At 69.8% G+C, this 23,195-nt stretch carries 14 protein-coding genes and 2 pseudogenes; 15 read left to right on the top strand and 1 reads right to left on the bottom strand.

All coding sequences use genetic code 11. From position 1 onward, the window contains the following. Nucleotides 1-2: 2 nt before the first annotated feature. From ACQKM2_RS07115 to ACQKM2_RS07060, 12 genes and pseudogenes are all read left to right on the top strand, one after another. Complete coding sequence (locus ACQKM2_RS07115; RefSeq protein ID WP_427707288.1) at nt 3-1,349, top strand: lanthionine synthetase C family protein; 1,347 nt, start codon at nt 3-5, stop codon at nt 1,347-1,349. Nucleotides 1,350-1,425: 76 nt separating this feature from the next. Then, nucleotides 1,426-4,698, top strand: coding sequence for a lantibiotic dehydratase (locus tag ACQKM2_RS07110; RefSeq protein WP_427707287.1), 3,273 nt, complete (start codon nt 1,426-1,428; stop codon nt 4,696-4,698). Further along, on the top strand, nt 4,695-5,624 hold the full coding sequence (locus ACQKM2_RS07105) for a phytanoyl-CoA dioxygenase family protein (protein WP_427707286.1): 930 nt from the start codon (nt 4,695-4,697) through the stop codon (nt 5,622-5,624). The genes ACQKM2_RS07110 and ACQKM2_RS07105 overlap by 4 nt, the downstream gene beginning before the upstream one ends. 25 nt (nt 5,625-5,649) lie before the next feature. Further along, complete coding sequence (locus tag ACQKM2_RS07100) at nt 5,650-6,507, top strand: phytanoyl-CoA dioxygenase family protein (protein WP_427707285.1); 858 nt, start codon at nt 5,650-5,652, stop codon at nt 6,505-6,507. 327 nt (nt 6,508-6,834) lie between these two features. Then, nucleotides 6,835-9,585, top strand: coding sequence for an AAA family ATPase (locus tag ACQKM2_RS07095; protein WP_427707283.1), 2,751 nt, complete (start codon nt 6,835-6,837; stop codon nt 9,583-9,585). A gap of 376 nt (nt 9,586-9,961) precedes the next feature. After that, nucleotides 9,962-10,930: a hypothetical protein gene (locus ACQKM2_RS07090; protein ID WP_427707282.1), complete on the top strand. Its 969-nt coding sequence runs from the start codon at nt 9,962-9,964 to the stop codon at nt 10,928-10,930. Continuing rightward, entirely contained in the window at nt 10,927-12,039 is a 1,113-nt protein-coding gene (locus ACQKM2_RS07085) for an NAD(P)/FAD-dependent oxidoreductase (protein WP_427707281.1), read from the top strand. Before ACQKM2_RS07090 ends, ACQKM2_RS07085 begins: the two co-directional genes overlap by 4 nt. 175 nt (nt 12,040-12,214) lie before the next feature. Continuing rightward, nucleotides 12,215-13,273 carry an AMP-binding protein gene (locus ACQKM2_RS07080; protein ID WP_427707280.1) on the top strand — a complete coding sequence of 353 codons (1,059 nt, stop codon included), beginning with the start codon at nt 12,215-12,217 and terminating at the stop codon, nt 13,271-13,273. Next, complete coding sequence (locus ACQKM2_RS07075) at nt 13,273-14,685, top strand: aldehyde dehydrogenase family protein (protein ID WP_427707279.1); 1,413 nt, start codon at nt 13,273-13,275, stop codon at nt 14,683-14,685. Before ACQKM2_RS07080 ends, ACQKM2_RS07075 begins: the two co-directional genes overlap by 1 nt. Before the next feature lie 27 nt (nt 14,686-14,712). Next, entirely contained in the window at nt 14,713-15,594 is an 882-nt protein-coding gene (locus tag ACQKM2_RS07070; RefSeq protein WP_427707278.1) for an LLM class F420-dependent oxidoreductase, read from the top strand. 126 nt (nt 15,595-15,720) lie between these two features. Further along, a pseudogene (locus ACQKM2_RS07065) lies at nt 15,721-16,353 on the top strand (histidine phosphatase family protein); the annotation flags it as partial. Between the two features lie 269 nt (nt 16,354-16,622). Then, nucleotides 16,623-17,768, top strand: coding sequence for a DUF475 domain-containing protein (locus ACQKM2_RS07060; protein ID WP_427707277.1), 1,146 nt, complete (start codon nt 16,623-16,625; stop codon nt 17,766-17,768). Between the two features lie 173 nt (nt 17,769-17,941). Here ACQKM2_RS07060 and ACQKM2_RS07055 read toward each other — a convergent pair whose 3' ends face one another. Beyond that, on the bottom strand, nt 17,942-18,850 hold the full coding sequence (locus tag ACQKM2_RS07055; RefSeq protein ID WP_427707276.1) for an aldo/keto reductase: 909 nt from the start codon (nt 18,848-18,850) through the stop codon (nt 17,942-17,944). 719 nt (nt 18,851-19,569) lie between these two features. Here ACQKM2_RS07055 and ACQKM2_RS07050 point away from each other — a divergent pair. From ACQKM2_RS07050 to ACQKM2_RS07040, 3 genes and pseudogenes are all read left to right on the top strand, one after another. Continuing rightward, a complete protein-coding gene (locus ACQKM2_RS07050; RefSeq protein WP_427707275.1) occupies nt 19,570-20,397 on the top strand; it encodes a polysaccharide deacetylase family protein in 828 nt (275 codons plus the stop codon). Beyond that, a pseudogene (locus ACQKM2_RS07045) lies at nt 20,364-20,774 on the top strand (glycosyltransferase family 2 protein); the annotation flags it as partial. The gene ACQKM2_RS07050 and the pseudogene ACQKM2_RS07045, both read left to right, overlap by 34 nt. Before the next feature lie 418 nt (nt 20,775-21,192). Continuing rightward, the gene (locus tag ACQKM2_RS07040; RefSeq protein WP_427707274.1) at nt 21,193-23,193 is read left to right on the top strand and encodes a hypothetical protein; all 2,001 of its coding nucleotides are present in this window, start codon (nt 21,193-21,195) and stop codon (nt 23,191-23,193) included. Nucleotides 23,194-23,195 lie beyond the last annotated feature (2 nt).

The raw sequence follows: 23,195 nt of genomic DNA, 5'->3' as shown, positions 1-23,195 counted from the left end.
AGATGAAACGGGACGTCCCGGCCGTCGTGCCCGCAACCAGCTGCGGCCGTGACGTCCCGGTCCGCGCATCGTCACGTGACACGGCCCTCGGGATCGTGCGCGAGGCCGCGAGCCGGCTGTATGACCCGGAGGCAGCGCCCCGGTACGCGGACCTGGCCCGGAGCCGGTCGGCGGGCGGCTTCGAATTCTGGCCCACCGCACTGTCCTCGGGCCTGCCCAGCGTCGCCCTGCTGATGACCGAACTCGCCCGCGCCCTGCCCGGCGAGGGCTGGGACGCCGCGGCCCGCACCCACCTGAAGACCCTCGCCGAGGCCACCCGGGCCCGGCCCGTCGCCGGACTGGGCATGCACGGCGGCCTCGGCGGCGTGGCCCTGACCTTCGCCGCGGCCGAGGCCATGGACCCGCGCTACCGCACGGTCCGGCGCTCCCTCGACCGCGCACTGGCCGAACGCGTCCGGGACCACCCCTGGCGCCATGGCGAGGACGGCGTACAGGACCACGACTACGACGCGGTCAACGGCGCCGCCGGACTGCTCGGCTACCTCGTCACGGCCACCGACGCCGGTCCGGCCGTCACGGAGGCCGTCACGGTGCTCGTCGACCACCTCGTCCGGCTGGCCGGTCCGCCGGACGCGCCGCGCTGGCGGATCGCCGCGCACGCCGACGGCCACGGACACCCCGGCGGCCACTACGACCTCGGCCTCGCCCACGGCATCGCCGGCCCGCTCGCCGCCCTCGCTCTCGCCCGCCGCGCCGGCCACGGCGGACCGGCCCTCGACCGCGCCCTCGGCGATACCGCCGACTGGTTGTACGCGCGCCGCGCGGAACCCGCCGCCCCGGACGGCGCGCCCGACTGGCCCGCCACCGTCCCGGCCCCCGCCCCCGCCCCCGCGCCGGACGCGGGGCAGCCGCCCGGCCGCCCCGGCTGGTGCTACGGCGGCCTCGGCGTCGCCCGTGCCCTCTGGCACACCGGCACCGCCCTGGGGCGGGACGACCTCATGCGGCATGCCCTGCGCCGTGCCGCAGCCGACCACCGGCCCCAACTCGACCACACTGCCGGGGACTCGCCGGGTCTTTGCCACGGCACGGCCGGGCTGCTGCGGCTGTGGACCCTGTTCGCCCCCGACGACCCCGGCGGCCGGGCCGGTGCGGCGGCGGACGCGGCCCTGGCACGGCTGATCGCCGAGTACGACCCGTCCACCCCCCTCGGCTACCGCGACGAGGAACGCCCGGGAGTCCATCTGGACGACCCCGGCTTCCTCACCGGCGTCTGCGGCGTACTGCTGAGCATGCTGGCCGCCGTCACCGACACGGCCCCGCTGTGGGACCGCAGCCTGCTCATCGACTGACGGAGCGGCACCGCCGAAGCGGCACACGCCTTCGAAGGATGCGCCGCCCCACCCAAGGTGAAGGAAGAGAACACACGTGACCGTCCGCACCGCGGCCCCGGGCCGGCCCCTGTACGAGCCCGCGCCGTTCTACGTTCTGCGGGCCCCGGCACTGAGCACGGACGTCTTGTCGAAGGCCGGCCCCCGGCCCGGTACCGAAGTACGCACGTGGGAGGCGGACCTGCTCCGCACGGCCGCCCTGCCCGCCGTGCGGCTCGCCCTCCGGCTCGCCAGCCCGTCCCTGGCCGACGCCGTCACACACCGGCTCACCGGGTCGGACCCGTCCGATGCGCCCGCCGACACGCAGGAGACGCGGCGCCGCGCCCGCACACGCGCCGCACTGCTGCGCTACATCACACGCATGAGCACACGCCCCACCCCGTTCGGGGCGTTCGCGGGCGTCTCCGTCGGCCGCTTCGCCGACAGCAGCACCGAGCGCCTGGGCGCCACCGCTCTCGCCACCGTCCGCACCCGCGCCGACTTCGGCTGGCTCCTCGGCGTCATCGAACAGGTCGAACAGGACGAGACACTGCGCGCCGCCCTGCCCGTCCACGTCAACCGCGCCTGCCACATCGTGGACGACCGGCTCATCCTGCCGCAGGCCGACGTCTACGGGCGGCGCGACGTCCGGCGGGCCACCGTCCGAATCTCCCGGCCGGTCGCCGCCGTCCTCGACCACGCGAAGGAACCGATCGCCTTCTTCGACCTCCACGCCAAGCTCGCCACCGAGTTCCCCGAGGCCGGTCCGCGACGGATCGCCGCTCTCCTCGACAAGCTCTGGGAAAGCCACTTCCTCGTGGGCGCCCTCCGCCCGTCACCCACCGACCCCGACCCCACCCGCACCGTGCGCGACGCGGTCGACCGCCTCCCCGGCGGCGCCTCGTTCACCGCGGCCCTGGACGACGTCCTCACCCGCACCGCCGACCTCGACCGGGCCGCGCCCGCGGACGCCGACGACGCACTGCGCGCCCTCCACCGCAGCCAGCACGCGCTGTGCACCACCACACCTGCCGCACAGGCCGACGCACGCCTCGCCACCGAAGGCCGCACCCTGCACCGGGACGTGGCCCGGGCCGCCGCCGACGCCGCCGAGATCCTGCTGCGCCTCGGCCGGTTCCCGCACGGCCACGACCACCTGTCGACCTACCGGGACGCCTTCCTGGAGCGGTACGGCATCGGATCCCAGGTGCCCGTGGAGGAATTGCTGTCGCCCGAAACCGGGCTCGGACCCCCCGCCACCTACACCGAACCCCGCCCCGTGCGACCCCCCAGCCCCCCGGCCCCCGCCCGTGAACAGGAGCGCGACGACATCCTGCTGCGCGTCGTCAGCGGCGCCCTCAACTCCGGGAAGACGGAGGTCGAGCTGACCGACGACCTGATCACCCGGCTCACCCGCTGGACACCCGCCGACTCGCCCGCCCCGTCCACCCTCGACGTGTTCATCCAACTACACGCCCGCAGCCGGGAGCACCTCGACCGCGGCGACTGGCGGGCCGTCCTCGGCGTCACCCCCCTGGCACCGGGCGGCCGCTCCCTCAGCCGCTTCCACGACCTGCTGGACGAGGCCGAACTCTCGGCCCTGCGGCAGCTCTACGAGGCCGAGGCGCGCGCCGAGGGAGCCCTGCCGGTCGAGCTCGGCTACCTGCCCAGCGCGGGCCGCGCGGCGAACGTCGCCCTCCACCCGGTCGTCCGGCCCTACGAGATCGCCGTCAACGTGGCACCGTCCGTGCCCGCGGACCGCGTGCTGCCGCTGTCCGACCTCACGGTGGGAGTGGAGGGCGGGCGGTTCGTCGTCCGCTCCCGGCGGCTGGACCGCCGACTGGCCGTCGGACAAAGCCACATGCTCACCCTCATGCAGGCGCCGAACGTATGCCGGTTCCTGCTCGAAATCGCGGAGGACTCCCGCCCCCTGCCGTCCGTCTTCCACTGGGGCGGCGTCGGCAAGGCACCGTTCCTGCCGCGCCTGGTCCGGGACCGGATCGTGCTGAGCGCCGCCCAGTGGAACCTCACCGACACCACGGTGGTCCCGGAGGGCTCGGGCAGCGCGGACGAGCGCTGGTTCCGCGGCGTCCAGCGCTGGCGCCGGGAGTGGCGCGTGCCGCGCCACGTGTACCTGCTCGAATTCGACAACCGCCTGCTCCTGGACCTGGAACAGCCCGCCTTCGCCGCCGAACTGGCCGCCCAGCTGCGCCGGGCCCGGGAACAGGGACGCCGAAGGGTCGTCGTCCAGGAGATGCTGCCCGACTTCGATCACCTGTGGCTGCGGGACGAGGCCGGGGCGCCCTACCTCTGCGAGGTCGTCGTCCCGGTGGTGACGACGGGAAGCCTCCGCACCGGGGACGCGCCGACGGAGGCGACGACCCCCGGCAAGGTCCCGGCCCGCCGGTCCGACCGGGTCCTCGCCCCAGCCGACCGCCGGTGCCTGCCCGGCGGCGACTGGGCGTACCTCAAGCTCTACGGCACGCCGGAGCAGCTCGAACGCCTGGTGTCCGGCCGTGTCCCCGGCCTGGTCCGGAATCTTGAGGACGACGGCCTGCTGGACCGCTGGTTCTGGATTCGGTACGCCGATCCGGACCACCACCTGCGCCTGCGGCTGCGCGGCGTCAGCCCGGAGGCGGGGGAAGCCGTCCTGACCCGGGCCCTGCGCTGGGCCCGCGAGGCGGCCGACGCCGAGGGGCTGCCCACCGTCGCGGTCGACACCTACCGGCCGGAGACCGAACGGTACGGCGGACCGGCCGCGCTCGCCGCCATGGAGCGCGCCTTCGGCGCCGACAGCACGGTCTGCGCGGCCGTACTCGGCGACGCGCGGGGCGCGGAACCCGGCCCGGACCGCCTCATGGAAGCCGCCTTCACCCTGGACCGCTTCTTCGCCCACTGGGGACACGACCCCGCCGAACGCCTCTCCCTGGCAGCCGACCTGAGCGAGGGCCACCGCGCGGACGCCACCGTCCGCGGCCTCGTCCGCCGGCTCGGCCTGCGGATCACCGCGGCGGACCACCCCGCGCCCGCCCAGCCCCGGGAAGACGCCCCGCCGCCGGACCTCCTCCGCCCGTATGCCGACCTGCTGCCCGCAGCCGCCGGCACGGCGGACCGGCTGCACCGGGCCGGGGAACTGTGGCAGCCCCCGCGTGAGATCCACGCGAGCCTCGCGCACATGCACGCCAACCGACTCTTCGGCATCGCCCGCGAATGGGAGAACCGGATGTACACGCTCTGGGCGCAGGCGCTGCGCGCGGCGGCCCACCGGAAAGCGGTGGCGGACGAACGGACCGGGACGGCACAAGACAACAGGAGTGTGGAAAGCCCGTGATCACCCATCCGCTCGACCGTCCCGAGGACGTTGCACGAGCCGCCGACACCTTCCGGGAAGACGGCTACATCGTCCTCGACGGCCTGTTCACCGAACAGGACGTGGCCGGCTTCCGGAAGCTGCGCGAACGGGCCGTCGCCGACACCCAGTTCACCGACGGCACCGACGACCGGCCGCTCTTCGTCACCGACCTGGTGGAGCGCTATCCCCAGGAGGTCTGGCCGGTGGTCAGCGGACCCCGGCTGCTGCGGTTCGCGGAAGCCGTCATGGGCCCCCGGGTCCAACTGGACAGCACCGTGCTGTTCGGGGCGCCGGCGATGGAGACCGAACTCCGCGGCCTGCCGGTGCACTGGCACCGCGACCGCTTCGGCTCCTTCCCGCAGGGCGGCTACGCCCACCCCCTGCTGATGATCTGCTTCCTCTACCTCCAGCCCATGACGGACGACGCGGGCCCCCTCCGCGTCGTCCCCGGCTCCCACCGCCGCGCCGTGACGATCGCCCCCGACGCGCTGGACCGGCCCCACCCCGAGGAGCGACTGCTGGCCACCCGGCCGGGCCAGCTCGTCGTCATCCACCACAACCTGCTGCACTCCGGCTCGCACAGCGTCCTGGCAGAGGAGCGGCAGTTCCTCGGCATCGGATTCAACACCTCGGCGATGCGCCAGGACGACACCTTCACCGGCCCCAACTGCACCGCCCTCGCCCGTACCGCGCGCCGCACCGGCGACCGGCGGGCCCTGCGGCTGCTGGGCCGCGACGACACCTTCGACCTGCGCCAGAACGCGGGCTTCACCACACCCGAGGATTCCGTCTGGGCGCGCTGGGCGGACGAAGACGACCGCGCGCTGGACCCGGCGGAGGACAAGGCCGTCCGCACCGCCCGGGCCGCGCTGCTCCCCGACAGCCCCCAAGGACCGACGGCGTAAGCCGGCAAGGAAGGAAAATCCCCCGATGCCACTCTCCCAGGAGCAGATCGAGCACTACCGCAACTTCGGCTACGTCGTGCTGCCGCGACTCCTGAACGACGACGAGACCGGACGCCTGACGGAGGAGGTCCGACGGGCCCACGCCGACGCCTTCGCCACCGACGAGCGGACCGACGGGGGCGGCATCCCCGGCCGCTACCTGCCCATGATGACGCCGGACCGGACGCCGCTCAGCCTGTCCCTGCTGGAGGACCCCCGGTTCCTCGACACGGCCGGGCAACTCGCCGGGAACGTACTGCCGACCTTCGCGGAAAGCGTCCTCTTCTACCGGGAGGCCCCGCTGCACAAGGACGCGGTCCCCGGGATGTCCGGCATCAAGCTCATCATGTACCTGGAGCACGTGACGGGCGACACAGGTGCGCTCCGGGTGCTGCCCGGCTCCCACCACGCCGACTACAGCGCCGTACTGGCCGCATGGCACCGCGAGTCCGGCGTCTGGGCGGGTGAGTGGGACGGCAAGCGCATGCGCCGCCAGCTCGCCGGGCTCCCCCTCCAGGTGCTGGAGACCCGGCCGGGCGACGTCGTGGCCTTCGACTGGCACCTCTGGCACGCGACACTCGGCGGCATCGACCGCCACCAGTGGACGGTCAGCTACGTCAGGGACCCGGAGACCCCGGAGGAGACCGAGCGCTTCCGCCGGCAGATGGCCGCCGTCGACGAATCCGAGCTGGACGTCCCGTACGACCCGGCAAGGTACCCGCGGTACGCGCCGGCCTGGCTGGCCACGGGCCTCGGGGACGAACGGCACGACCGGACCATCGCACGCATGCGGGAACTGGGCATGGTCGCAGAGGAGCAGGAGGCGACACCTTCCGCGCACTGAACCGGATGGATCCGGGGCAGGGCGGCGACGCCGTCAAGCGGGCCCGGCCCTGCTCATCGGTATGGACACCCCCCGCAGGTCACTTCCGACCTGCGGGGCGCACGGGCTTGTCTCCGCCGGCTCGTCGCCGCCCCGGCCGTACGAGGCCGCATCGGTCGCCCGGAATTTCCGCGTGGTCAACCGCGTTGGGCTCCTTCGCCCACCCGTCGACGAGACCTGGATTACCAGGGTGTACGGATGGGGGGATCTTGACTGCCCGCCCGGGCTGAAGTTACGTTGAAGATGCAACTAAGTGGTTTGGGTGTAAAGCAAAACGGGGGCTGTTTAATGATCGCGGTTGAGCGGCGTGTCGAGCTTCAAACCCTGAAGAGAATGCTGAACGAATGCATGACGGACGGCCGAACGGTTGCCCTCGTAACGGGCCCGGGCGGTGTGGGGAAAACGGAACTCTTGTCCGGCTTCTCCGGGTACGCAAAGAACATCGGCGCCTTGGTGTTGAGTGCGTCGGGGGCCCGTTCCGGGCAAGCCCACTGCTTAGACGTGTTGGCACAGTTATTCCGCTGTATTGAGCTGAGTGCTGAGACGGGGGAGCGGATCGAGCGTCTCCTGGCTTCACAGGAATCAGGCTCCCGGGACTTTTCGCTGAGTGCCTGCGCAGTGGACGAGCTGACAGCAATTCTCCTCGATGCTGCTGATGGACGACCTTTGGTGCTGGCTGTCGACGATGCGCAGTATGCGGATCCGGCCAGTTTGCAAGTTCTCTTCCGGGTGCTGCGCCGACTCGCATCGAGTCCTGTCGTAGCTGTGTTCTCCGAGTGGCGGATATTCAGCTCCAGGCCGCCACTGGTATTGGCTGAATTCATCAAGCAGCCGTACTTTCATCTCTTGAGTCTGGAGCCGCTCTCTCTTTGCGGCGTGACCGATTGGCTGCGGCAGCGACGCCTGGGCGAGGCGAGCGCGGAGCGGCTTGCTCCGTCCTTCCTGGCGGCAACAGGTGGCAGTCCACTGCTCCTTCAAGCGCTGCTGCAGGATCAGGGTCACGGGTTCGACGAGTGTGGCTCCGGAGACGTCGTGTCGGTTTCCGCGATGGATGAGGTGCTCACAGGGGATCACTTCAAGGTGGCTGTCGAGGCTTGCCTGCACCGCTGGGATCCTCAACTTCTCGACGTGGCCCGCGGCTTGGCGGCCCTCGGTGCTCCGGCATCGGCTGCCGTGCTGGTGCGGCTGCTCAAGAGTGAGCGGCGGACTGTGGTGGAGGCGTTGAACGCTCTTGCCGGAACGGGACTGCTCCGCTCCGGATGGTTCTGCCACCCGGCCGCCCGAGCCGCTGCGTTGAGCGGGCTCGATGGTGAGGAGCTCGCCGCGCTGTACGAGCGCACCGCGCTGCTGCTCCACTCCGATGGGGCGGTGCCGTCGGAGGTTGCGGAACGCCTGGTTGCCGCAGGGGGCATCGCGGAAAGGTGGTCCGTGGACGTCCTCCGCAACGCGGCCTGGCAGGTGCTGAGGGAAGGGAATCCGAGTCGCGCGGCCGAGTTTCTTGAGGTTGCCCAGCAAGCCTGTGGTGACGCTCGGGAGCGGGCCGAGGTCATGGGGGAGCTGGCGCGGGTCCTGTGGCTGGTCAAGCCGGCTGCGGTGACCTCACTTCTGGAGCCGCTGTCCGCCTTGCTCAAGGACGGGAGTCTGGCCGATCGCAGCATCGTGGCGCTCAGCACCTTCCTCGCCTGGCAAGGCCGGGCTGACGAAGCGGCCATCGTGCTTGAGCGGGTTGGCGCCCAGGAGGACGAGTTCGACCTGACCGGCGCTGCCGAGTTGACGCTCGCGCGTCAGTGGATTCGATGGGTCGTGCCTCTGCCTCTCAAGGGAACGGACGGCGCCGATGAAGCCACCACGGCGCGTTGCGCCGAGGCGACAGCCGAGTGTGAGTCGTGGAGCGACCTCGTCAAGAGTGCCGAACAGGTCCTGCAGTGCTGCAGAATTGCTGACGCTCTGCCGGTAACTGTGCTGTCTGCTCTGCTCGTTCTCACCTTTGACAACAGACTGGACGACGCCCAACGCTGGTGCGAAGCGCTCGGGCCGGAGGCCGAAGCGCATCAGGCCGTGGCGTGGGTGGCCGTGCTCGCGGCTGTACAGGGGCTGGTGGCGGTACGCAGGGGTGACTTGGCTGATGCCGAGCGACACTCTTGCCGAGCCCTGACCGCGATGCCTCAGCACAACTGGGGTGCAGCCCTGGGGTTACCGCTCTCCTGTCTCGTCCACGCCACCACGGCCATGGGCAAGATGGACGAAGCGGAGATGCTCATAAAGGAAGCGCTCCCCCAGGTGCACCGAAATCCATTCTGGTTGCACTTCCTGCATGCGCGTGGACGTTTTTACATCGAGAGCGACCGCCCGTATGCGGCATTGGCGGATTTTCAGACGTGCGGTCGCTTTCTGGCCGGAAGTGTTCTCGACCTTCCGAATTTCGTCCCATGGCGGAGTGGCCTGGCGGAGGCCTGGTTACGCCTCGACGATTCACTCAGCGCCAAAGCCGTCCTCGATGATCAGTTGAGAATGGCGAACGCCGGCGACAGGCGGGTGCGTGGCCACTCCCTGCGGATCATGGCCGCGACGTTGAAGAACCCAGCCCGAGCTTTCATGCTGAGAGACGCGGTGCAGGTGCTGCTCGAATCCGGGGACCGGCTTGAGTTGGCCATGGCGCTTGCTGATTCGAGTGATGCCGAGCTTGAGTGCGGCAATTTATCTGAATTCAGACTCAGTGCACATCAGGCGAAGCAGATGGCCAAGATGTGTGGGGCCGTAGCGCTCTACCGGAGGCTGCAAAATTCCGATGGCGCAGAAGAACAGGGCGATACACCGTTGCAGAAGGGCATCCACAGGTTCGCCTTGCTGAGTGAAGCCGAGCGCAAGGTCGCGGCTCTGGCGGTACAAGGGCGGAGCAACCGTGAGATAAGTCGAACCTTGTTCATCACGATGAGCACGGTGGAGCAGCATCTCACCAAGACGTACCGAAAACTCGGAGTGAGCAGTCGCCTCGGCCTGCCGGTGGAGCTGAGCCTGGTGGGCCCGGCGGACCACTGAATCGCTCCGCATCCGGTCAGGCAGCAGCACGGTTCCCGGAGAGCGCGAGCCGCGACGGAGCACGGCCCGAGCGGTGCCCGTAGGGGTGGTAGGGGTGGGTGTACAGGCCGTTCCCTGCCTGGTGAGGGCCGATTGCGGGCGGTGAGTCGGGGCAGCGCTGCGCGCTGTACCTGGAGGTGGCAGCCGTCAACGGCCCCGATCGAGACTTCATGCGGCTTGCGGCTCCGGTCGGAGCCCGTCACGGCGAGGCGCGCTGGGGTGGGACGTCAACCCGATAGGGGGTTGATCAGGGGTGGGGGACCGCACTTGATCACCGGTACGTTGAATCGCGATGGTAGGGAGTTTCCAAACAGGTCAACCGAACGAAGGAAAAGCCTTGACTGAATCGTTTTCCGGTCGGGAAATCGAGATTGCCTGGCCCGACCTGGGCATCACCGTCACCGCGGAACTCGACGGCCGTAACCCCGAACTCGCAGATGCGCTGTGGGAGGCGTTGCCTTACCAGAGCCTGCAGGGGCACGCGCTGGTGGCGGGAGCGCACCTCTATCACGCCGCACCGATCCCGTCCCTGCTACATCTGTCCGCGTCCACTCGGATAGCGGATCGACGTGATGCGCCTGACGGGACCGTATTCTGCTCCGCGCTCCAGCATTTAGGCATCAAGTACGGCACGCTGACGGAACCGATGCCGGCGTCGCCGGTGGGCCGGATCCGGCAAGAGGACCTGCCGGCACTGCTGGAGGCCGGGCAGGAGATCTGGGATTCGGTCTATTCGACGAAGAAGCCGATCCTGGTGGAGGTCCGCAAGGCGGGAAGCGGAGGCGGCCACCGCATTCCGCAACTGACCGCCACGGATCCCGACGCGAACCGTCTCATCCACGAGGTGTACACCGCGACCGAACGGGCTTGGCTGTCCGAGCCGAAGGAACTCGCCGACCTCCACGCGGGGTTGATACCTTCCGGGGCCGGAAGCTTCGAGACGGTGCTGCCCACTCTGCTGTTCGTCAACGGTGAGACCCGCCCGCTGGGGTATGCCACCTACGGTGGTCTGGTCCGGGCCGCGGTCCAAGGCATGCCGATGGACTCACTGCGTCACATGGCGCGCCTGCTGGTCGGCATTCCGGCCGAGTTTCTGGGCTACTGCGGTCTGGAGCAGCTGTGGAGCTTCACCCAGCGCTTCCTGGACTGCCTCGACCGCCTCGATCGCGATGACTTCCTGAGCGTTGCGGGCCAGCTGGCCCTCTACATCAACTGCTTGGGCGGCTGGAACCTGCACCTCTACCCGTGGGACTCCGGAGACTACCTGCGCCAGCTGCGCCCCGATGAGTCGGCCCGCCGACCGTGAGCCAACTCCCCGAACGGGCCGATGCCGTCGTCATCGGCGGCGGTGTCATCGGCACCTCGATAGCGTGCCGGCTCGCCGAGTCGGGCGTCGGTACCGTCCTGCTGGAGCGTGGCGCGCTCGGATCGGGATCGTCCGGGACCACCGCCGGCGTCGTGCGCACCTACTTTCCCGGCAACGCACTCATCAGCAGCCTTGCCGTCCGCAGCCTGGCGGCCTACCGCGACCTCACCGAACGGACCGGAACCGACCTCGCCCTGGAGCGTATCGGCCTGCTCGTGCTGTTCACCGACGAACACCAGGTGCAGGAGTTCCGGCACACCCAAGCCGCCCAGCGGGCAGCCGGAGTGGATGTCGAACTCGTGACCGCCGCCGAAGCAGCGCGACTCAACCCACTGGTCGACGAGCGAAGCATCGTAGCGGCAGCCTGGTCGCCCGAGGCGTACGCCTGCGACCCCGCCGCGATCGTGCGCGGCTACGCCACAGCCGCCCGGCAGGCCGGCGCCGTCCTGCACACGGGAACACCCGTCACCGGCATCGACCCGGACGGGCGGGTCCACACGCCTGCGGGAACCATCCGCGCCGACACCGTCGTCTGCGCGGCGGGTCCCTGGGCGGGAACGGTCGCCGCCATGGCCGGCGTGCGCGTTCCTGTGACCACGTACCCCGTCGAAATGATCCTGGCCGACACCGCCGGCGGTGTCCCGCGCAACGCTCTGCCGATGACCATGCACCCGTCAAGCCTGCGCATCCGAAGCTGGGGGGAGCGCATTCTCGTCGGGATGGGCCGCCCCGCTCCCGGCGAAAGCCGACAGGCATGGCTGCAAAGGGTGTCACACCACCTCGGCACGACCTTCCCGGCCCTCGACGGCAGCCGCCTCGGACACGGGTGGAGCGGAGACCTCGACGTCAGTCCGGACGGGATGGCCTTCATCGGGCGCGACCACTCCCGCCGGTTCTTCTACGCGGCCGGATTCTCCGGTCAGGGACTGTGCCAGGCACCTGCCGCCGGGGAGATCGTCCGAGACCTCGTGCTCGGCAAGGAATCCTGGATCGACACGGCAGGCCTCTCCACCGCCCGTTGCCCCAGTGGTTCGGCCGAGACCGGATAGGAAGAGGCGGGCGCGGACCGTGAGCACTGCGAGGCCGTAGAAGAAGCGCAGGAATGGGCCGCGGCACCGGGTGGGCCGGCGTCGCGGCCCTGCGCGAGGCACCGCTCGGTGAGACCGGCGACCGGACCAACGCGCAGTTTCCAGGTATCTGTTCAACTACCCTGAGAGGAAGACCATGGTCGAGCACACTGGCGGTGAATTCGTCCGGGAGATGATGCGGTGGCACTTCAGTCCGGAGACCGGGTCACCGTTCTGGTTGAATCGGGCCAAGGACCTCGAGTTCGATCCGCTGACCGATGTCCGGGATTTCGACGATCTCGGTTTGTTTCCCAATGTGGTGGACGAGCTGCGCGATGTCGGCATCCGTGACCTGATCCCCCGTGGCTACGGCGACGAGCACGGGGTGGCCGTTTACGAAAGCGGCGGTACCACTGGGCAGCCCAAGCGAGTTGCGTACGCCGCGGAGTGGCAGCGGGGCAGCGTCGCATGGTTCAGCGAGCGGCTGGATGCTCACGGCGTACCTCGGAACGTCGACTGGGTCAGTGCGGTTCCCAGCGGCCCGCACAACGTCGGAGCGATGGCGGTCGACACCGCGATGGCTCGGGGTGGGCTGAACTTCAGCATCGATCTGGACCCGCGATGGGTGAAGAAGATGCTCGCGCAGGGCCGGACGGACATGGCCGAGGCATACACCGATCACATCATCGAACAGGTCGCCTACATCCTGGCCGGTCAGGACGTAGGCGTACTCTTCGGCACCCCGCCGATGCTGGAGCGCCTCGCGCAGCACGATGATCTGGTCGAGCTGGTGAACCGGAAGGTCCGCGCGATCATCTGGGGCGGTACACATCTGGACGCCGACACCCGGGATCTGCTGCGCGACGAGGTGTTCGTGAACGCCAAGATGGTCGGCGGGTACGGCGGCACGATGATGCTGGGGACATCGGTGGAGCGACCCGGCCTCCGTGACGACGAGCCGTGTGTGTTCGACTCCTTCGCCCCGTACACCACGTTCCGGGTGATCGACCCCGACACCGGCCAGGTTGTTCCGTACGGCGAGCGCGGGCAGATAGTCGTGCATCACATGAGCCGAACGGCCCTGCTGGTCAACAACATCGAGCGGGACTACGCAACCCGGATCGCACCGTTGGACGGCGGCTTCGGTGATGCGGTAGCCGACGTCGCACCCGTGGCGTCCTTCGGCGACACGAAGGTGATCGAGGGCGTGTACTGATGTTGCCCCTGGACGCTCTCGGCCCCGGCGGCCCCTATCGGTCCCGCCGCCAGGAGACCATCCAAGATCTTGCCGGAAACCAGGTCGCGACACTGAGTCTCGCGCCCCCGCTCTACATCACCCGCGCGATAAGGGCCATGCGCCGAGCGCCGGCGCTACCCGTCGACGCACGGATCGCGGCGTTCGCACAGGCGGGCCGAGCCTTCGCCACGCAGTCGATCGGAGGACTGACGCCGGAGGAATACCAGCGCACCGTCAGCGCGGTCACCGGGATACCGATCACGGTGGTGCGGAATGCCACCGACGAGATCTCGCGGGCCGCCGAGCGGATCCGGCAGAGCGTAGAGAACGCGCGGCCCGTCGCCGCGGCCGCCTCGTGGCGCGATCCGCGGGCCGAGGGCGGTGCGGCGGTGTGGACCCGGCGCGGTGAGGTGTTCGCGGTCCATGCGGCGGGCAATCACCCCGCGGTGCACCAGGGTTGGTTCGACGCCCTCGCGCTCGGCTATCGCGTCGCCGTGCGTCCCTCCCGCCGTGAGCCGTTCACTCCGCATCGGCTGGTCACTGCCCTGCGCGAGGCCGGTTTCGCCGACGAGGGAATCTCGTTGCTGCCCACCGACCACAACGCGGCCGACAGCATCCTCCGCCACGCCGACTTCGGAATGGTGTACGGCGGTGCGGATGTCGTGGCCAAGTACGCGGGCGATGGACGCATTCTGCCGCAGGGTCCCGGGCGCTCCAAGATACTCATCACCGCCGAAACCGAGTGGGAGCCGATCGTCGACACCCTCGTGGAGTCGATCAGCGGTGGTGGGGGTGTCGGTTGCGTCAACGCCACCGGCGTACTGGTCGAGGGCGACCCCGCCCCCGTGGCCGCGGCGATCGCCGAACGCCTCGCCGCGCTGCCCAGCCTGCCCCCGACGGACGAACGCGCGGTCCTGCCCGTGATGCCCCTCGATCCGGCCCGCCGATGGGACGCGCATCTGCGGCAGCGCGCGGCGGGCACCAAGGCGTGGCTCGGCGGTGACAGTATCGTCGGCGATCTCGGAGACGGTTCCGCGGCGCTCAGGCCGGCGGTGCACCAGCTGGACAGCCCGTTCGCCGAACAGCTCGGGATGGAACTGGGCTTCCCCTGCGTGTGGGTTGCTCCGTGGGACCGCGAGGCCGGGATCCGGCCGCTGCGCGACACCCTCGTCCTCACTGCCGTCACCGCCGACGAGAACCTGATCGACGAATTGGTGGCCGAGCCGTCCATCGCCAACGTATACGTCGGTGACCATCCGACGACGTGGATGGAGCACGGACTGCCGCACGACGGCTACCTCGCCGAATTCCTCATGCGCACCAAGACGATTCGACGCCGACCGACCTCAATGGACAACTCCGAGATCAGGCCGTCCCGCTCGGCGGGATGACGGGAGAACGAAAGGTACACAGGCACAATGCCTTCCCAACGCCCCTTACGCTTCGGTGTCAACATGTTCGTCCCCGGTTCGCGGCACGAGTGGCGCGCGAAGTGTCGCAGAGCCGAGGAACTCGGTTTCGATGTGGTCGGAGTGGCCGATCACCTGGGATTCCCCGCACCGTTTCCCGCCATGGTGCTCGCAGCTGAAGCGACCGAACGGGTACGGCTGACCACGTTCGTGTTGAACACGCCGTTCTACAACCCCGCTCTTCTCGCGCGTGACGTGGCGAGCACCGACCAATTCATCGACGGTCGTATGGAACTCGGGCTCGGAGCAGGCTATGTGAAGGCCGAGTTCGACGCCGCGGGGATTCCGTTCCCCAGCGGCGGAAGGCGGGTCGAACAGGTGGAACGAACGGTCACCACGCTGCGACGGCTGTTCAACGATGCTGAATACCAGCCGCGTCCAGCCCAGCCATCCGGGCCACCACTGCTGATTGCGGGCTGGGGCGACCGGCTGCTGCGGCTGGCCGCCACGCACGCCGACATCATCGCCTTTCCCGGAGGCTGGGCCAGCACCACCGGTGATGAACTCCATCTGGCTGGAATCGCGCAGATGGAAGAAAGACTCAGCTATGTGCGCGGCCTGCTCGGTGACCGCGCCGATGCCGTGGAGCTGAATCTCCTGGTGCAGCAGGTGATTCCGCCATCCGAGCACCCCTCGATGCCCGACAGGTTCGTGCCGCTGCCACCCGACGCCGCGCACAGCCCCGAAGAGGTACCCAGCGTGTTGATCGGAACCCCCGCGGATATGGCCCAACAGATCAAGGAACGCCGAGAACGCTACGGCTTCACCTACTTCACGATCATGGAATACAACATGGAGAGCTTCGCGCCGGTCATCGCCGCGCTTCGCTGAACAGCACACTCCGCCGCCATGCCGCCGACGACGACGGGGGCTGTGATCGAAAGGGGGTACCCGATGCGTGTCGGCCCGGCAACCAGTCGTGGAGCAGCCGGCGCGAACCTCGCGCTCGCCGCCCAGGGCAGCTCCACAACCCTTGTGCTGCTACGCCACGGTGAGACGGCATTGACGCCGGAGAAGCGGATATCCGGCAGCGGCGGCTCGGATCCGGCGTTGTCGGAGACCGGGCGACGGCAGGCCGAGGCGGCCGGGAAGGCACTGGTGGCACGCGGCGCGGTGCAGGCGGTGGTGTCCTCACCGCTGCGCCGGGCCCGGCAGACGGCCGAGGCGGCGGCACGACGGCTGGGCCTGGAGGTCCACGTCGACCAAGGGCTCACCGAAGCGGACTTCGGTGTCTGGGAGGGACTCACGTTCGCCGAGGTGCGCGAGCGCCACCCGGACGAGCTGGCCGCGTGGCTCGCTTCCCCGGAGGCGGTGCCGGGCGAAACCGGGGAGACGTTCACCGCGGTTGCCCGCCGGGCCGCGCACTCGCGGGACCGGCTCCTGGCTGGGTACCAGGGGCAGACAGTGTTGGTCGTTTCGCATGTCGGGGTGTTGCGAACGCTGGTTCGGCTCGCGCTGGGTGCGCCGCCCGCGTCGCTGTTCCGAATGGACCTGTCGGCGGCCTCACTGTCGGCCGTGGCCTATTACGGGGATGGGACTGCGTCACTGAAATTCCTCAACGACACGTCGCACCTGGCGGACCACCGCTGACCTTGGTGTGAAACGTGATCGCGTGACGTCGGGAACCGGCCGTCGGCATGAGTCGCCCGTTTCACGGGACCAGGGGTGCTGCTGGGCGTGGAACCTCTCGCGCCCCAGCACCTGCCGCTCCAGAGGGGCCGTCCACAAGGGTGTGCACGCCCCGCGCCGTTGGCCGGTATGCGTCAGGTCTGTGGGGCATCGCTCTAGACTTCAGGGTCAATGCTTCGTAAAGCCACGTACGGTGCGGGGGAGCCCCGCGCAAAACGATTGGGTAACCAGTGCTTCTGAAGACGTTCGGCTGGTCGTTCGCGGTGACGGCGCTCGGCCTGGTAGCGGCAGTGTTATACGGGGGATGGGCCGGCTTCGGGATCGTGGCGATCCTGTCCATTCTTGAGATCTCGGTGTCCTTCGACAACGCGGTGGTCAACGCCGGGATCCTGAAGAAGATGAATGCCTTCTGGCAGAAGATCTTCCTCACGGTCGGCGTGCTCATCGCGGTGTTCGGCATGCGCCTGGTCTTCCCCGTCGTCATCGTGGCGATCAGCGCCAAGATCGGGCCCATCGAGGCCGTCGACCTGGCGATGACCGACAAGGACATGTACAAGCAGCTGGTGACGGACGCCCACCCGTCCATCGCCGCCTTCGGCGGCATGTTCCTGCTGATGATCTTCCTCGACTTCGTCTTCGAGGACCGCGACATCAAGTGGCTCGCCTGGCTGGAGCGCCCGCTCGCCAAGCTCGGCAAGATCGACATGCTGTCCGCGTGCATCGCGCTGATCGTCCTGGTCATCGCCTCGATGACCGTCGGCGCCAACGCCCACCAGCACGGCGGCCTCCACGTGGACAAGGCGCAGACCGTCCTGGTCTCCGGCGTCCTCGGCCTGATCACCTACATGATCGTCGGCGGTCTCTCCGGCTACTTCGAGAACAAGCTCGAAGAGGAGGAAGAGGCCGAGCACGAGGCGGAGGAAGCGGCCAAGAAGAGCGGCAAGCCCGTCTCGGCCGTCGCCATGGCCGGCAAGGCCGCGTTCTTCATGTTCCTCTACCTTGAGGTCCTCGACGCCTCCTTCTCCTTCGACGGTGTCATCGGCGCCTTCGCCATCACCAACGACATCGTGCTGATGGCCCTCGGCCTCGGCATCGGCGCCATGTACGTCCGGTCGCTCACGGTCTACCTGGTCCGCCAGGGCACCCTGGACGACTACGTCTACCTGGAGCACGGCGCGCACTACGCGATCGGCGCCCTCGCCGTGATCCTGCTCGTCACCATCCAGTACGAGATCCACGAGGTCATCACCGGCCTCGTCGGCGTCCTGCTCATCGCCTGGTCCTTCTGGTCCTCCGTGCGCCGCAACAAGCGGCTGGCAGCCGAGGGAAAGCACATGGGGTCCCACGAAAAGGCCGAGGTTTCCTCCGGCGTGTGAGCCGGGCCGCCGGCGCGGTCCGCGGGACCGCCGCCAGGCGCCATGGTCGTGCGTGAGGCGAAAGAGGCTTGTCGCGGCCATGGCCCGCGGCCCGTGCAGAACGTCACCGGCCCGGCGTCCGTCGGGGTGATCGGCCTCGAACTGGCCGAACGTCTCCTTCTGCCCTCGCGAGTTCAGGCGGCGGCGGTGAGCGCCCCGAACTGCTCGTCGTCGAGCCGCACCCGTGCGGCGTTGACGTTCTCCTCCAGATGGACGGCACTGGACGTGCCCGGAATCGGGAGCATCACCGGGGAGCGGCGCAGCAGCCAGGCAAGGGCGAGCTGTGCGGGGCTCGCGTTGTGCAGCCGGGACGCGGCGTCCAGCGGGCTGCCGGGGCGGGCGAGTTCGCCTGTGGCGATCGGGAACCAAGGGATGAAGGCGATGTTCTCGGCCTCGGCATACGTGAGCACGTCTTCAGCCGACCGGTTCGCGAGGTTGTAAAGGTTCTGCACGGAGACGATGTCAGCGTGCGTGCGGGCCTCCTTGAGCTCCTCGACCGTCACCTCGGACAGTCCGAGGTGACGGAGCTTGCCCTCCTGCTGCAGCTGGGCCAACGCGCCGAGCTGCTCGGCCAGTGGGACGTCGGGGTCGATACGGTGCAGCTGGTACAGATCGATGCGTTCGAGACCGAGGTGTCGCAGGCTCAGCTCCACCCGTTGACGCAGATACTCGGGCCGGCCGTTGGGGCGCCAGTCGTCCGGACCCGGACGCGTCACGCCGCCCTTGGTGGCGATGACCAGGTCGTCGGTGTAGGGGTGCAGAGCCTTGCGGATCAGCTGCTCGTTTACGAACGGGCCGTAGGCGTCAGCCGTGTCGATGAAGGTGACGCCCAGCTCGACCGCTCGGCGCAGGACCCGGACGGCCTCGTCCGGATCGCGGGGTTCGCCCCAGACACCTGGACCGGTCAGTTGCATGGCGCCGTATCCGAGACGGTTCACCGGCAGGTCGCCGCCCAAGGCGAATGTGCCGGAGGCGTCGGCCGGACGTGTGCTGGACCGTGTGCCCAAAATCAATCCTTGAGAGTCGCATACCGAAAGGGACATGGGCTGCAGGGATCACAGGTGTGGGTTCCCCGGCAACCTCACCGAGCATGCCCCATCACCCGGACATCGGTAAGGGGTGATTTTCCGTCAGCGACAAGGCCATCCCCCGTGGGGACGTGTCCCCTGCTCGACCAGCCGACCAGTTCGGTGCCGATGTGGGCAAGGCCGGCCGCCCGCAGCAGGGCTACATGACCGGACACAGGCAGCGAGTTCTCGGCGCAGGGCGGATGGGAGGAGGCGTCCTCCTGACTGGGAAAGCGGGCCGGCTCAGGGTCGGCGGCCGCTCCGGACCACCAGAACTGCCAGCCTCGTGGACGAAGGCCAGCCCGGGATGACCGTGGAGAGGGCCTGCTGGGATTCGGGATGCATATACGGGGAGGCAACGATGTCCAGCTGACACCCCACGCATCCCCAGCCTGTGCCGGCACCTGCCGGCGGGTCAGGAGTCCACCCGAAGCGGGCTGCCTGCTGGCGATTCAGCCGACGCGTGCATTGAGATGCAGTATGAGTGCGACGGCGGCCTCTCCGGACCTCTGGTGCCGGTGGGCACGGTCTACGCAGCCGGTGCTCCCGAAGAACGTGGCCGGGGCCACGCTGGTGAGCAGCGCGCGTCGAACGCGCCGTGGCTTAAGGGTTCCCAGGGCCAGATCTCCTTACATTCCGTATCCGATGGTGGGCCCGTCCTCGACACGCGGAGCGGCCTCCCGATCAGCCTGGGCGTGCGCCCGGGCACGGTGGCACTCACCTTCGACGACGGGCCCGACCCCGCCTGGACTCCGCAGATCCTTCGGGTACTGCACGAAAAGCAGGTGCCGGCGACGTTCTTCGTCGTCGGCCGGCATGTGGCCGGGCACCCCGAGCTCGTCCGGGCACAGACGGCAGCCGGACACGAGGTGGGCCTGCACACCTTCACCCACGCCGACCTGGCCACCGCGCCCGTGTGGCAGACGCGCCTGGAACTCGCGGCCAGCCGCGCCGTCCTGGCGGGAGCCACCGGGGAGAACACGATCCTCCTGCGACCGCCGTACTCGTCCATGCCCGACGCGGTCGGCAACCGCGACTGGCACGCGGCCCTGCGCGCCGGCGCGCTCGGATACCTGACCGTTCTGTCCACCCGGGACGGACTCGACTGGGAGGCACACACCCCCCAGGACATCGTCGACGGCGCCACCCCGCAGGACGGCCGCGGAGCCGTTGTCCTCCTGCACGACGGCGGCGGCGACCGCTCCCGGACCGTGGCCGCCCTGGGCCCGCTCATCGACACCCTCAAGGCACGCGGATACCGCTTCACCACCCTGAGCGAGGCCGTCGGACTACCGTCCCAGACCACCCCGGCCCCCACGTTCGACCGCTGGTACGGCACCGCCCTGATCGGCCTGATCCAGGCAGCCGTCGCCGTGCCCCCCCCGCCGCCGCGGGGTTGCTGTACGCGGTCGCGCTGCTCACCGCCGCTCGCCTGCTCCTGCTCGCCGCAGCCGCGGCCGCACACCGGAGGCGCAGCTGCCCCCAGGCCGTGCCCCTGCCCCTGCTGCGCGTCTCGGCCGTGATCCCCGCCCACAACGAGCAGGCGACCATCGCCTCCTGCGTACGCGCCCTGCTGCACGGCGGCTGTCAGGACATCGACGTCGTCGTGGTCGACGACGGCTCCACCGACGGCACCACGGCCGCAGCCCTCACCGTGGCGGACCCCAGGGTTCGGGTCGTGACCCAGCCCAACCAGGGCAAGCCCGCCGCTCTGAACACCGGCGTCGCCCACGCCGCCCACGACGTGATCCTCATGGTCGACGCGGACACCGTCATCGCCCCGGGGGCGGTGGCACACCTGGCCGCCGCCATGGTCGACCCCGCGGTCGGCGCCGTGGCGGGGAACACCAAGGTCGCCAACCGCACTGGTCTGCTGCCCCTGTGGCAGCACCTCGAGTACGTCATGAGTTTCGGCCGCCCTCGCCGCCTACGCCCTGCGCACGGACAACGAAAGCCTGCGCCACCTGTGGCTCGTCCCCCTCCAGCAGACCGCGTACCGCGCCGCACTGTGCCTGGTCACCATCCACGCCCTGGTCGCGGCGGCACTCGGAGCCAGCCCCAGGTGGCGGAACCCCGCCGGCCCAGCCCGTTCGGAGACACAGGCCGCACATCCGGCCACGGTATGAAGTCCCACTCTCTGGTGGAACAACGGCACAGCGCTCCCCACGCTCAGGCCTACGGCACGGCCCGCTGGTGGTTCGAGACCGGCGGGCGCCGCGGAGCGGAACGATTCCAATGGCCGAAACCCCTGTCTGACTGCGGCTCCGGATGGCAGTCTCTACTTCTCGGAAACGTCGTCCCGGGGGGGATCACGCGTGATGGAGCCGGGTACGGGCATGGGCCTGCGAGGCCGCAGCGGCATACTGTCGCTGGTCGACGCGTGCCTGAAGGAGGACCCGGCGGCCGAGCGGCCCCTGACCGTACTCCTCGGCCCCGCGGGCAGCGGAGCCAGCGAGGCGCACAGCGCCCTCATGGAGCGCTTCGGGCCCGACTACCCCTTCGCCTTCGTCAACTTCGGCGGGGCCCAGTCCCTGCTGCCGCGTTACGCCCTCGGACTCCTGGCCCGCCAGCTCGAACGCAAACTGCCCCGCTACGGCCGTTCCCACTTCCCGCTGCTCAGCCTCGGCCTGCTCGCCTCCGACCAGGAGCTGCGCATGCGCAGCCTTCCCGACGGCCGGCGCGTGGTGCGACGGCAGCTCGACCGGTTCCAGGAGGAGAACGAGGCCCGGCACGGCGACTACCTGGCCGCCTTCTTCGAAGTGGCCATGGGTGCGGTCGGCATGCCCGAAGGCGCCTCCACCGCCGCGCACGCCCTCTTCCAGGACGCCCTGCGGCGGGGCCGCCGCACCATGCCCGGACTGTTCGGCGGCAGACCGGGCAATCGGCTCACCGCCGGGGCCACCTGGTACGGACGCCACCCCATGACCCGCAGCGCGGACCCCATGGAGGCGCTCGTGGAGCTCAACCTCTGGCGCCACGAGGGCGACGAGAACGAGCAGGAGCGGCTCGACCTCGTCCTCTTCTCGGCCTTCCTGGAGGACCTCAGACGCAACACCGCCCGCAACTTCATGCCCCGCTCCTACCTGCTGCTCCTCGACAACTCCCACACCGAGTACGGCCGCCGCTTCCTCGACCTGCTGCTGCGCGCCCGGCACGACGAGACGGTCGTCGCCGGTCACGCGAGCGACCCGCTGACCGTCGTCGCCAGCTCCAACCGCTGGCTGCCCCGCTGGGGCCCGGCCACCGGCGAGTCCTGGCCCTGGCAGCTGCGGGGCCCCGACCGGGCCTCCCTGGCCGACTGGAACGCCCATCGGCCCACCCGCGACAGCGAGGACTCGTGGTGGTACCCGTTACGCCTGCGCGACCTCAACCTGGACGAGGTGCGGATCCGGATAGAACTCCAGCTCGGCGGGAACAGCGATCTGGCCCCGCTGACCAGGCTCACCCCCTTCGTGCACCGCCTCACCGGCGGACTGCCGCGCGCCGTCCACCAGGTACTCGACGTGCTCCGCCAGGCCGGGCCCCCTCGGGAGTCGGGCCCTCAGCAGGACCGCTGGCTGCGCACCCTGCCGGACCGGCCGCTGCGCGCCGGGGAGGACTCCGCCTCCCTCGCCGACACCGCCCTCGGGCACCTCCTGCGCGACTTCGACGGTACCCAGCGCGCCACGCTCGCCGAATGCGCGGCGGCCCGGGACTTCTCCGTCGCCACCCGGCTGCTCAGCCCGGACGACTCCCTGTTCGGCGACATCCGTTCCCGCTGGCTGCTCAACGGGCCCGTCGCCGTCGTCCCCGTACTCCACCCCTGGCTGCGCCGTCTGCTGCTGTGGCGGCTAGCGGCGCGTCCGGACAGGTGGGACGCGGTGCACGAACTCCTCGCCGAGTACTACCGCGGCGAGGGCAAACCGGTGCAGGAGATGTACCACCAGCTCGCCCGCGGGCGGACCGAGGAGGTCACCGCCCACCTGGCGCGGCGCTTCATCGCCGTACCGGCCGCGCAGTGGATCTCCGAGCTCGACGCGATCACCGCCGCGCCGAACCGCCTGCCCGCCGACAGCGGTCCGTTGGAACTCCTCGCCGGGCTCGTCCAGCGCAGGCCCGGGCGCGTCATGGACACCGAGTCCGTGATCCACACCCTGGTGACCACCCGCTGGGTGTGGAGCGATCCGCTCGCCGACCCCGCCATGCGGCTGGGCGACCTGATGGCCGACGGCTACACCCAGCTGTCCCAACTGCGGAGGAACGACATAGTGGCCCTGTTCAACGAGGCGGAACGGTACCGTCACTGGCGCGATCCCCAGACCGCGGGCTGGGAGGGCTGAGC

It is taken from the genome of Streptomyces sp. NPDC004126 (assembly GCF_050275515.1).
In the GTDB taxonomy this organism is placed as follows: domain Bacteria; phylum Actinomycetota; class Actinomycetes; order Streptomycetales; family Streptomycetaceae; genus Streptomyces.
Note: the sequence above shows the minus strand (reverse complement) of the source record. Positions and strands in the feature narration are given on the sequence as shown.

Coding starts and splice junctions, on each gene's coding strand:
- ACQKM2_RS07115 (WP_427707288.1), top strand. CDS start 3: ATGAAACGGGACGTCCCGGCCGTCGTGCCCGCAACCAGCTGCGGCCGT.
- ACQKM2_RS07100 (WP_427707285.1), top strand. CDS start 5,650: ATGCCACTCTCCCAGGAGCAGATCGAGCACTACCGCAACTTCGGCTAC.
- ACQKM2_RS07095 (WP_427707283.1), top strand. CDS start 6,835: ATGATCGCGGTTGAGCGGCGTGTCGAGCTTCAAACCCTGAAGAGAATG.
- ACQKM2_RS07080 (WP_427707280.1), top strand. CDS start 12,215: ATGGTCGAGCACACTGGCGGTGAATTCGTCCGGGAGATGATGCGGTGG.
- ACQKM2_RS07075 (WP_427707279.1), top strand. CDS start 13,273: ATGTTGCCCCTGGACGCTCTCGGCCCCGGCGGCCCCTATCGGTCCCGC.
- ACQKM2_RS07070 (WP_427707278.1), top strand. CDS start 14,713: ATGCCTTCCCAACGCCCCTTACGCTTCGGTGTCAACATGTTCGTCCCC.
- ACQKM2_RS07055 (WP_427707276.1), bottom strand. CDS start 18,850: ATGTCCCTTTCGGTATGCGACTCTCAAGGATTGATTTTGGGCACACGG.
- ACQKM2_RS07040 (WP_427707274.1), top strand. CDS start 21,193: ATGGAGCCGGGTACGGGCATGGGCCTGCGAGGCCGCAGCGGCATACTG.